The 11,283-nt window shown below is 44.0% G+C and carries 10 protein-coding genes; 7 read left to right on the top strand and 3 right to left on the bottom strand.

The genetic code is table 11. The features are described 5' to 3' along the window. Positions 1 to 14 precede the first annotated feature (14 nt). The 3 genes from purH to G3W54_RS17685 all read right to left on the bottom strand — a co-directional run bounded on the left by purH (position 15) and on the right by G3W54_RS17685 (position 4,905). On the bottom strand, positions 15 to 1,637 hold the full coding sequence (purH, locus tag G3W54_RS17695) for a bifunctional phosphoribosylaminoimidazolecarboxamide formyltransferase/IMP cyclohydrolase (protein ID WP_162654625.1): 1,623 nt from the start codon (positions 1,635 to 1,637) through the stop codon (positions 15 to 17). A gap of 113 nt (positions 1,638 to 1,750) precedes the next feature. Then, complete coding sequence (locus G3W54_RS17690; protein ID WP_162654624.1) at positions 1,751 to 3,394, bottom strand: heparinase II/III family protein; 1,644 nt, start codon at positions 3,392 to 3,394, stop codon at positions 1,751 to 1,753. 164 nt (positions 3,395 to 3,558) lie between these two features. Beyond that, positions 3,559 to 4,905 carry an RsmB/NOP family class I SAM-dependent RNA methyltransferase gene (locus G3W54_RS17685; RefSeq protein WP_244627986.1) on the bottom strand — a complete coding sequence of 449 codons (1,347 nt, stop codon included), beginning with the start codon at positions 4,903 to 4,905 and terminating at the stop codon, positions 3,559 to 3,561. A gap of 339 nt (positions 4,906 to 5,244) precedes the next feature. On the opposite strand from G3W54_RS17685, the gene nadA reads away from it, so the two are divergent. The 7 genes from nadA (at position 5,245) to G3W54_RS17650 (ending at position 11,252) form a co-directional block, all read left to right on the top strand. Continuing rightward, positions 5,245 to 6,294 (top strand): quinolinate synthase NadA, encoded by a 1,050-nt coding sequence (gene nadA / locus G3W54_RS17680; RefSeq protein WP_244627985.1) that lies wholly within the window; start codon positions 5,245 to 5,247, stop codon positions 6,292 to 6,294. 8 nt (positions 6,295 to 6,302) lie between these two features. Then, on the top strand, positions 6,303 to 7,874 hold the full coding sequence (locus tag G3W54_RS17675) for an L-aspartate oxidase (RefSeq protein WP_162654622.1): 1,572 nt from the start codon (positions 6,303 to 6,305) through the stop codon (positions 7,872 to 7,874). After that, a complete protein-coding gene (gene nadC, locus G3W54_RS17670) occupies positions 7,871 to 8,719 on the top strand; it encodes a carboxylating nicotinate-nucleotide diphosphorylase (protein WP_162654621.1) in 849 nt (282 codons plus the stop codon). Before G3W54_RS17675 ends, nadC begins: the two co-directional genes overlap by 4 nt. A 21-nt stretch (positions 8,720 to 8,740) precedes the next feature. Beyond that, the gene (panC, locus tag G3W54_RS17665) at positions 8,741 to 9,586 is read left to right on the top strand and encodes a pantoate--beta-alanine ligase (RefSeq protein ID WP_162654620.1); all 846 of its coding nucleotides are present in this window, start codon (positions 8,741 to 8,743) and stop codon (positions 9,584 to 9,586) included. Then, the gene (gene panB, locus G3W54_RS17660) at positions 9,579 to 10,391 is read left to right on the top strand and encodes a 3-methyl-2-oxobutanoate hydroxymethyltransferase (protein ID WP_162654619.1); all 813 of its coding nucleotides are present in this window, start codon (positions 9,579 to 9,581) and stop codon (positions 10,389 to 10,391) included. The genes panC and panB overlap by 8 nt, the downstream gene beginning before the upstream one ends. A 138-nt stretch (positions 10,392 to 10,529) precedes the next feature. Continuing rightward, positions 10,530 to 10,742 carry a DUF1674 domain-containing protein gene (locus G3W54_RS17655; RefSeq protein WP_162654618.1) on the top strand — a complete coding sequence of 71 codons (213 nt, stop codon included), beginning with the start codon at positions 10,530 to 10,532 and terminating at the stop codon, positions 10,740 to 10,742. A 51-nt stretch (positions 10,743 to 10,793) separates the two neighbouring features. After that, positions 10,794 to 11,252, top strand: coding sequence for a thermonuclease family protein (locus G3W54_RS17650; RefSeq protein ID WP_162654617.1), 459 nt, complete (start codon positions 10,794 to 10,796; stop codon positions 11,250 to 11,252). Positions 11,253 to 11,283 lie beyond the last annotated feature (31 nt).

Genomic DNA, 11,283 nt, shown 5'->3' with positions numbered 1-11,283 from the left:
TCATATCTGGTCTATTAATGGCGGAAATGGCGCATTCCCGTAAAGACCATTGCAATACCTGCTTCATCTGCCGCGGCAATGACTTCGTCATCACGCATAGAGCCACCTGGCTGAATAACTGCGGTTGCACCGGCTTCGATAGCTGAGATTAAACCATCAGCAAATGGGAAAAATGCATCCGATGCAACTACACTACCTTTGGTTTGTGGTTCTGAAGCACCAATTGCATCTGCTGCATCTTGTGCTTTTCGAGCTGCGATGCGTGATGAATCTACACGGCTCATTTGGCCAGCGCCAATCCCAACTGTTGCACCCTCTTTTACATAAATAATGGCATTAGACTTTACATGTTTGCCCACGCGGAAAGCGAACTTAAGATCGGCAAGTTCAATCTCTGTCGGAGCACGCTTAGTGACAATTTTCAAGTCTACATCGTCAACGTTTCCTGCATCCCTGTTTTGAACGAGCATACCGCCGGCAACAGTTTTTGCTGTCATGCCCTTTGCGCGTGGATCTGGCAGACCGCCTGTTACTAGAAGGCGCAAATTTTTCTTAGCAGAAATAATCTCTTTCGCCTCCGCGCTAACAGATGGCGCGATGATAACCTCTGTAAAAATTTTGATAATCTCTTTCGCCGTATCCGCATCCAGCTCTCGGTTAAACGCAACAATCCCGCCAAATGCTGATGTAGAATCACATGCAAACGCTTGTAAATATGCATCCTTCAACGTCGCAGCTTCGCTAACACCACAAGGGTTTGCATGCTTGATAATCGCGCAAGCTGCTGTCCGGTCAGGATCAAATTCACCTATCAGCTCAAAAGCTGCATCAGTGTCATTGATATTATTGTATGAAAGTTGCTTACCCTGAAGCAATTGCGCAGTTGCAACACCGGGGCGCTGTTCGCCAGTGACATAAAAACCAGCAGACTGATGTGGGTTTTCACCGTAACGCATAACGTCTTTCAATGTGCCACCAAATGCACAATGACGCGGATTTTCCAAACCCAATTCCTGAGCGAACCATGATGAAACAGCACTATCATAAGCCGCAGTCCGGGCATACGTAAGTGCCGCTAATTCTTTTCGAAGCTCAAATGGTATTTGACCATCATTTTGATCCAACATCTGTCCAATACGATCATAATCCTGTGGACTGGAAACAACCGTAACATAGGCATGGTTTTTCGCAGCAGCTCGAAGCATTGCTGGGCCGCCAATATCGATATTTTCAACCGTCGTGGGATAATCACCTCCTGAGAAGCGAACTTCTTCAAAGGGGTAAAGGTTTATCACCGCCATATCAATATCAACAATACCATGTTCGTCCATTGAAGCGGCATGATCTTTATCATCACGAATGGCCAATAATCCACCATGAACATTCGGGTGAAGTGTTTTTACACGCCCGTCCATTATCTCTGGAAAGTTCGTAATCTCAGAAATATCTTTACACGCAAGACCAGCGTCTTTGAGTGCTTTCGCAGTACCGCCAGTTGATAAGAGCTCTACTCCATGATCTGATAGTTTTTGAGCAAGCTCAATAACTCCAGTTTTATCAAAAACGGATAGTAATGCTCTTTTAACTCGTACAAGTTCGGGTGCAATGTGTTTTTTCGATTGGATATGACCAGCCATTTCTTAGCTTTCTAATTGACCTTAGCAATATGATTGCCAGACGGAAGATAAATGAAGTTGCGGGCTCGGTTAGCACACTGGCTTGAATAAGAAAACAGCCGGCACCAAAATGTTCATATATATGATGTATGCAAAGCTTTAAATATCCACGCCACTTTACGCTCTTGGTCTGTTATAAAAGACAGTGTGATCTGCTGGCTATTTACGGGTCCAAGTAATTCCGAAAAGAAAATATCCTTTTCAACATTAGCTTTAACCGTTGAGGTAAATGCCCAACGTTCTCCATCTTTTGTCGACAAAAATATCATCCCATTTTCTGATTGGCTAATTTCAACAGAAGGGTGAATATGAAAACGAATAACGATTGGTTGATTTGCAATTTCGCCGGATTTTACTGATTCAATAGTGTCCAGCCCAGAGAATAACTGACCATCATTTTTTAATCGTAACTGTCGTTTATGAATAATGTTAAATTCTCGTGCATAACCATCATGTGAAGCTGTAAAACCTATCTCTTCGTCATTCAACTCATTTTCACATGTTATAATACTGGGTTCTTGAATGATTATCGGCCCAACAATTTTGGAAGACGATAATCGCGCCGATGAAGTATCATTTACAATCAATGTTGAATGTGCGGCAGTCAGCCGTGAAAATTCACCATAATCTTTTTGCCTATATGTTGGGTATCCGGAATTAACAACCAATCGATTAGCGCCGGAAGAAAATTCAAATGATAGACATCCAGCATGAGCATCTTTGGATAACTCACCTTTGGGAGCATGACCAACATCTGATAATATAACAGATCTTGCGGCATCTAAACGAACATAACCGCTATCACGTAGATTCGATTGATTTTCCTTGGTTTTTTCATCATTCTGCAAAATCGACATTAAATAGTTTGCCGACACGTAATTAGACCCATTAAATAAAGCTATATCTCCACTGGAATGCCTGAAGAACCGCAAAGCCGCAAACATCTGGTCCATAACGTCCAGCAGATTTTCTGGTACAGCTTGATTAAGGTTCAAATAGGTTTGGCGCAACGGCAAAAGATCGGCAAGTAAATCCATTAAGACTTGTGGATTTCTGGAAACATGCCCCCCATCGGGTAAGATCTGCTTATCTAATTCCTGCTCCAATGCAGCAGCATTAATGCGAATATAGGTCTTTGATGAAGGAAGACAAATACTAGACATAGCAAGAGCTATTCTGACCTTAAGCCGTGCAGCATTTCGCTCTTGTGCTGGCACAACACGTCGCAAATAACGGACATGCTGTGCAATACAGTAGAGAAACCGTTGATAAAAATCCTGCTCAGCTTTTTGCAGAATAATGGGCGAATGAGAAAGAAACGCAATTAGCCTTTGGGTTGCAGTCTCCAATTCCCATGCATAACCACTCATTTTATTTAAATGAGATGCCATCCATTCATCAGTTAACTGCATTGCACGATGACCTGCACACAGATCATCACTGACACGCAAGTGTCTAAGCCACCTAAAAGCATGCAACTTATGCCTGAAGTCAGTGTTAGTGGTATTTTCAAGAAATGGGTTTTTGCCATTTGCATCAAAAGCGGTACCAGCGAGAGGAAATCGACCCTCAATAATTTCGCTTGCCACAAATACATCTGCTTGCCGCAAATCTACCGGTGCAACAACCAAGCGAGTTGGATTTTGGTTTGACGTACTCAGCGGATTTCGCACAATATATGAAACAGCCTGGCGCAAACGTCGCCAAGCTCGTCTCATTACCAATCCAATTATACGGCCAAAGCCTGACATTATCCTCATCAACCTAAATTCAAGCCTACATTCAAAAATAAACCTGAAATTCATCCCTACTCAAATAGTAAACGCTCTTAATTTAGTAGACGTTTTAAGCAAAAATGTATTAAATACCAATAGGATATTGCCTAAATTACGCGCAAGCTGGCTGCAAAAAACCCATCGACGCCTTTTTCATCACCAATTTTAAAGTTCGGTGTCGTACGCAAAATACCCGATGAAGCAATGGCCTCCTCAAAACCTGGGCATAAGTTAGCATCAATTTTTTCAAGTTTTACCTTGTCACTATTCTTCTCTAAAAATGCTTCAAGCATCTTTTCACCTTCATCTAACTCCATCGAACAATTAGAAAAGATAATCTGCCCACCGGGCTTTACCAATGTTAAACTGTGCTCGAGTAACTTAAACTGCAAATTCGCTAAGAAGCCTATATCCTCTTCAGACTTAGTCCACACAACATCAGGATGACGCCTGATGGTTCCCGTAGACGAACAAGGCGCATCTAATAGCGCAGCATCATATAAGTCATCTGTCTCGAAAGCTTCCATCTTGCCCAATTTAAGGTCAGCAGAAAACTTTAGACGAGATAGGTTTTCGTTCAAACGATTAAGGCGATTTTTTGAACGATCAAGCGCTGTTACGCGTCCTCCGGCCATAATCAATTGCGCCGTTTTGCCACCCGGTGCAGCGCAGAGATCAATCACTCGTTTACCTGTTAGATCACCAAATAATTTTGCGGGCAAACTCGCAGCCACATCCTGAACCCACCATTCACCGTCTTCAAAACCATCAAGTGAAGGAATAGCACCAGAAATCGTCTCAAGCCGGACAGAACTATCCGTCAAGGCTTTTCCGCCAAGCCTCTCCGCCCAACCCTGAGCATCACTTTTAACAGTAATATCGACTGGTGCGGGTGTCGATATTGTCTTTGCTATGTCTTGCGCTTGCTCATCACCATAAGATGTTACTAACCGATCGTAAAACCAAGTTGGTAGATTAATAGATTTATGAATAAGCCCAGGCATACGCTTCTTTTTCTCGCGAGACATACGCCGCAAAATAGCATTTGTTAGATTGGCGAATCTTCTGTTTCGCGGATCGGCATTAGCCTGTTCAACGCTCAGATCCACTGCAGAATGATCGGGAATATCTAAAAACAAGATTTGCGCTGCGCCAACACGCAAAATATGGCGCAATGACACTGCGCCACCAGGGAGCGGACTTTCCAAAAGCTTATCAATAAAAGCATCGATAATGCCATAATTGCGCAATGTTGAAAGTAATATAGCTTTCACCAGAAGACGATCCTGTTGCGAAAGAACAAGATAACTTGGATTACCACCTTTTGAATCCAAAAGGCCATCCATAGATGTTTTTTTATCAATAATTGCGGACAAAAGTTTTGTCGCTGCAACGCGTGTCGCTAAACCTGGTTTGATTAATTCAGATTTTTCCGCACCGGATTTATGTGCCAAAGATCAAGCCCTATTTCTTAGCACTTTTACGTTCCAATGGATCCGAAAATTTAGTGCGTTTGGATTTCTGCGGCTCCATATTACGCTGTTTATGCGCCACTTCATCATGCATATGCGCATCAGAATTTGAATTGTCAAATTTCTTGCGGTTATAAGCCTTCTAGTATTTTGATCACAAATAACAACAATAATAAACTCACATTATTATCACCCTTCTAGAGAAAACCACTCTAGGTACAAGTACTGGGTGGATAATGCCAAATGAGACGGCGGCTTAGGGTAGGCCTCTAACGAAAAACGCTCTACAAGAAAGCCATTATGATATCTGGAGAGTACGACTTGTCTAATTCTTTACCCTTGAACACCTCACTCGCCGACCACTACGATCTTGCACCTTCACTTGAATTGGCAACATCGATGCAGGATATTTATGATCGGATGAAACGTGTTGTAACTCCGCCGGAATGGGCTATTTACGCACCTTATGTGAAGGCAATAAACGAGTTAAAGAAAGAGCGAAACGCGGTCATACTTGGCCATAATTATATGACACCTGAGATATTTCACGGCGTATCGGATTTTGCCGGAGACAGCCTTCAGCTCGCTATAAAGGCAACTGAAGTAGATGCCGATATTATCGTGCAAGCTGGTGTGCATTTCATGGCAGAAACATCCAAAATTCTTAGCCCTGAAAAGATCGTTCTTATGCCGGATATGGAAGCTGGATGTTCTCTGGCTGAAAGTATTACCGCAGATGGTGTGCAAGAAATGCGTGATAAGTATCCCGGCGCGGCTGTGGTATCTTATGTAAATACCACAGCGGAAGTCAAAGCAGCTTCCGACATCTGTTGTACTTCCGCAAACGCATTGCAAATAGTGGACGCAATGGAAGGCGATACAGTTATTATGACACCGGATAAATTTCTGGCTCAAAATGTCGCAAATCAGTCAAAAAAGGAGATCGTTTTCTGGCCGGGATCCTGTATTGTTCACGAACTTTATACCGCAGATGATCTGCGGTCTTATCGGCGTTATGATCCAGAAGTGAAAATCATTGCTCACCCAGAATGCACCCCCGACGTTGTGGCTGAAGCTGACTTCACCGGATCAACCAGTGGTATTGTCAAATGGGTGCACGATCACAATCCGGCAAAGGCCATGCTTGTGACAGAATGCTCTATGGCATCCAATATAGCAGATCAATTGCCAGAGGTGGAGTTTGCCAAACCATGTAACATGTGTCCCTACATGAAGAAGATCACACTTGAGAAAATACTATATTCTTTACACACAATGGACCATCAGATTGAGCTCGATCCGGCTATTTCCGCAAAAGCACGTTTATCAGTCCAACGGATGATAGATCTCTCACAAAAATTGAGTTCCTGATTAATAACATGGAAGAAATTACAACAGAACGAGTTGTCATTATTGGGGCTGGTCTTGGCGCACTTTATGCTGCGTTGAATCTCGCACCACGCCCTGTGATTGTGATATCGCCAGAAGTTTTAGGCGAGGGGGCGAGTTCAGCTTGGGCGCAAGGCGGCGTGGCAGCAGCCATGGATATAAATGATAGTCCGGAGAAGCATGCACTTGATACAGTACGCGCCGGAGCTGGTACAGTAGACATAAATGTAGCAGATATGGTGACGAACGTTGCAAAGGACCATATTTTAGCATTAACGAGAATGGACACACCGTTTGATCGAACCGAGGATGGAGGCTATACTTTATCTCGCGAGGCGGCGCATTCTTTTGCTCGTGTGGTTCGCGTGAAAGGCGACCAGGCCGGGTTTGAAATTATGGCTGCACTCATCAAACAAGTTCGCCAAACACCCTCAATTCAAGTGCTCGAAGGCACGATGGCGGTTGAATTGCTCAAAGAGGGCAATAGGATTTCCGGTGTTGTCATTGAAGATGCGAATATGCCATGTTCAAATCAAATTCGGCTAACCACGTCAGTCGTTCTTCTTGCAGGAGGTGGTTCGGGAGGACTTTACGCATTAACAACGAACCCGCCGAGAATACGCGGACAAGTCATTGGAATGGCCGCCCGCGTTGGCGCTTTGATTGCAGATGCTGAATTTGTTCAGTTCCATCCAACAGCTCTCAATGTTGGCGAAGACCCCGCTCCGTTGGCAACGGAAGCTCTGCGAGGTGAAGGGGCAATATTGGTTAACAAGCATGGCGTTCGTTTTATGGAACCAATTCATGAAGACGCAGAACTTGCACCGCGCGATATAGTGGCCCGTGCCATTTTTGAACAAACACAAGCCGGACTTAATCCGATGCTGGATATTCGCCCAATTCAAGGTGAAAATGTGAAAATGCGATATCCTGCTTTATTTGAGGCTTGCGCGCGCAATAATATTGACCCAATTAAAGCTCCTGTCCCCGTTGCCGCCGCCGCACACTACCACATGGGTGGCATTGCGACAGATACTGATGGACATGCAAGTGTTAAAGGACTTTGGGTTTGTGGCGAAGCATCTTCAACCGGTTTACACGGCGCAAACCGTTTGGCATCAAATGGCCTGCTTGAAGCCTTGGTCTATGCCCGTATTTGTGCTCAAAGTATTGTTGCAGAAACACCTCAGATAATTGAAAGTCCACAGCTCGATGTTTCATTTGAAGCAAGCAGCGAGAAACACAATGATATCGAGGCCATGAACCAGTTGCGACAGACCATGACGGACTTTGTTGGTGTGTTACGAAATGGTGATGGATTGCGTGAGGCACTTCAACATATTGCTGTGCTTGAGGAAAGCCAACGAACTAATATTTCATTTATCAATATGTGCGCAACGGCGACCTTAATTGCAGTATCAGCACTCCTGCGCGAAGAAAGCCGTGGAGCGCATGAGCGAACAGACTTTCCAAAAACCAATAAATTAGCTGAGAAAAGATCACAAATTTATCTTTCTGAGGCACTCGACATACGCGCCGAAATTAGTCAGGACACATCATGAGCTTTGCAAATGTGCCAAACCTATTGTTGGAACCGATAATCCGGACGGCTTTAATGGAAGACCTGGGTAGTTACGGTGATGTGACAACTCGGGCAGTTGTTCCGGCAACAACAACCTGCCACGCCGAATTAGTCGCACGAGAAGATGCCGTAATGTCTGGAATGCAAGTGGCTGCGATCGCATTTCAGCTTATTGATGCCGATTTGGAGATTACAACACACATATCTGACGGGCAGCGCTGTCAAAAGGGTGATACCCTGATGACAATCAAAGGATCAGCGGCTTCAATATTGTCAGGCGAGCGTGTGGCTCTTAACTTTGCTGGCCGACTATCAGGAATTGCTACCAAAACAGCCCGATTTGTTGACAAGACGAAAGGTACTAGAGCGCGCGTTACCTGCACACGTAAAACGACACCGGGCCTACGTCTTGTCGAGAAATTGGCAGTACTGCACGGCGGCGGCTCCAATCACCGCTTTTCACTATCAGACGCCATTATGATTAAAGATAACCACATTGCAGCAGCAGGTGGTGTGCGTCAGGCGTTAGAAGCTGTCCAAGCCCAGGCGAGCCATATGATGGCTGTAGAAATCGAAGTTGATCGGTTAGATCAATTGTCCGAAGTGCTCGAAATTGGAGGTGCCAGTGTTGTTCTTTTGGATAACATGGATACAGACATGATGCGTAAAGCCGTTACCATTGTGGATGGACGGATGAAGACTGAAGCCAGTGGAAACGTCACACTCGAACGAGTTCATTCAATCGCAGCAACAGGCGTTGATTATATCTCATCAGGAGCGCTCACCCATTCAGCACCTTCAATTGATGTCGGTTTGGATTTTTGATTGCCATAGGAGTATTTGAAATTGCATATTTGCAGAACCATACCTGAGATGCGCAGCATCACAACTAAAATGCATCAGGAAGGTAAACTTGGGTTTGTGCCTACAATGGGTGCCCTACATGATGGACATGTAGCTCTCATTGATCAGTCCGTGAAGGAAAATTCAAATACTGTTGTTTCAATTTTTGTTAACCCAACTCAGTTTGGGAACTCTAACGATTTAGATAATTATCCACGTAATGAAGCAACTGATTTTGCCATACTTCAAAAAGCGGGTGTTAAAGCTGTTTTTGTCCCGGGCGCAGGTGAGATCTATTCGAGCAATGATGAAACCGTCGTGGAAACAACCAGGCTCGCAAACTCGTTCCATGGGATAACTCGCCCTGGTCATTTTCGTGGTGTAACAACCGTCGTTGCGAGGCTTTTCAATATAGTTCAAGCAGATCACGCATATTTTGGAAAAAAAGACTATCAACAACTAGCGATTATCAGAAAGATGGTCGATGACCTGCATTTTCCTATAAAGATTGAAGCGGTTGAAACCGTTAGAGATATTGATGGGTTGGCGTTATCCTCACGAAACACACTTTTATCTAAACCCCAAAGGGCAGCGGCCTCAATATTAAATGTAGCACTGGAAGAAGCAGAGCTGCAATTGAAATCCGGGGAAACTATTGAGACGGCAATAGCAACAATCACAAGCATTATTAAGGCCGAACCACTTGCAGAACTAAAAGCAGCCGATGTTGTAAATGCTAATACTTTTCAACTTGCCACAGGAAAGCCGATCGATACCATTTGCATAATGATTTCGGTGCAATTTGGTGACGTTTTGTTAATTGATCAGAAGGAACTTACCTTTGAGTAAACAGACCAAGAATATTAGCCGGACAACAACCACTCAAATTGGGTCGCGTAAAGGTGGCGAGCCCATTGTTTCGCTCACATCGTATCATGCACATACCGCGGCGATCGTCGATAAATACGCCGACTTTATACTCGTCGGCGATAGTTTGGGCATGGTAATGCACGGGATGGATAGCACTGTAGGCGTGCCGCTTGATTTAATGATTATGCATGGAAAAGCAGTCGTGCGCGGAACGGAGCAAGCATTGATTGTTGTAGATATGCCGTTCGGTTCATACGAGGAAAGCCCAAACGTTGCTTTCCGCAATGCGGCCAAAATTATGAAGGAAACCGGATGTGGTGCCATTAAGATTGAAGGTGGCGCGCGTATGGCTGAAACAATCCGATTTCTGGTGGAGCGCGGTATACCCGTCATGGCTCATATTGGATTGACCCCACAATCAAGCAATGTCATGGGAGGCTTCAAAACCCAAGGGCGCGATAAAGAAACATGGCCAACACACATCGCCGACGCCCAAGCAGTCTCCGAAGCTGGCGCTTTTGCTGTTGTTTTGGAAGGCATGGTTGAACCACTTGCAGCAAAAATAACTAAGGAAATAACAATTCCAACCATCGGCATAGGCGCCTCTGCCACATGCGATGGGCAAATCCTAGTTCTGGAAGATATGCTTGGCATGAATCCCTGGACCCCAAAATTTGTCAGAGTTTACGGCCAATTAGGCCCCATGATCGAAGACGCTGTGCAACGTTATGCAAATGATGTTAAACTTCGTTCGTTCCCAAACAGTGATGAAACTTATTCTTGATTACAAAATAAGCAACTTTCACCCAAATACATAAAACGATGTTATTTCAAGTAAATTGATTGTACATACCTGTTTAATTCGCACCGTAGAAATGGTACTATTTACAAACAAGTTGAATATTCTAATTAGGATAATCATATGACCAATAATCTAACATCCAAAAATGGAGATGAAACTAAATTGCCGACAAAGCAACTCTCTGACGCTGCAAAACGCGCATTAAAAGAAGCAGGAGAACGCCGGCAGGCTCAAAATATCAACGAACCAGCCAAAGAATACGGCGGCAGGGGTGGCAAGGATCCATCTCGGTTTGGTGATTGGGAAATTGATGGCAGAGCGATCGATTTTTAATCAAAATTATTCTACTTGACGAATCATATAAAGGAATATATTCCTTTAGATATGAAATCAGTGATTATATTCCTATTTAGTGCAATAATATATATCTTAGCAAGCTCACTATATGCGCATGCAAAAGATACTATTCGTTACATAGAAGGTCCAGTTTTCGCAAAAATTATCAGGATAGTAGATGGCGACACGGTATTGGTTGACGCAACACCATGGCCGTCTCACACAATCCGTGTATATGTTCGGCTTCGCAATATCGATACACCGGAACTTAAATCTAAGTGCAAAAGAGAACGAATCGCCGCTCATCACGCAAAACATGCTCTGAGCAAAATGATAGATGGCAATACAATAACCTTACGCCGTATTTCTGGCGGAAAATATTATGGCCGTATTCTAGCTGATATTGAAACATTATCTGGTATTAACGCCAGCGATCAAATGCTCAAAATAGGCCATGCTAGACCATATCAAAAAGGCAAACGGGCAAATTTTTGTCAGACAAGCTGAACTTTATTTTCGAGTACTTTTTATCTCTTGC

The sequence above is a fragment of the Lentilitoribacter sp. Alg239-R112 genome (assembly GCF_900537175.1).
Lineage (GTDB): Bacteria > Pseudomonadota > Alphaproteobacteria > Rhizobiales > Rhizobiaceae > Lentilitoribacter.
This window is presented reverse-complemented; position numbering and strand designations above follow the sequence as displayed.

Bases quoted from the DNA above. Each gene is read 5' to 3' on its own strand.
- purH (WP_162654625.1), bottom strand. From the start codon at position 1,637: ATGGCTGGTCATATCCAATCGAAAAAACACATTGCACCCGAACTTGTA.
- G3W54_RS17690 (WP_162654624.1), bottom strand. From the start codon at position 3,394: ATGAGACGAGCTTGGCGACGTTTGCGCCAGGCTGTTTCATATATTGTG.
- G3W54_RS17675 (WP_162654622.1), top strand. From the start codon at position 6,303: ATGGAAGAAATTACAACAGAACGAGTTGTCATTATTGGGGCTGGTCTT.
- nadC (WP_162654621.1), top strand. From the start codon at position 7,871: ATGAGCTTTGCAAATGTGCCAAACCTATTGTTGGAACCGATAATCCGG.
- G3W54_RS17655 (WP_162654618.1), top strand. From the start codon at position 10,530: ATGACCAATAATCTAACATCCAAAAATGGAGATGAAACTAAATTGCCG.
- G3W54_RS17650 (WP_162654617.1), top strand. From the start codon at position 10,794: ATGAAATCAGTGATTATATTCCTATTTAGTGCAATAATATATATCTTA.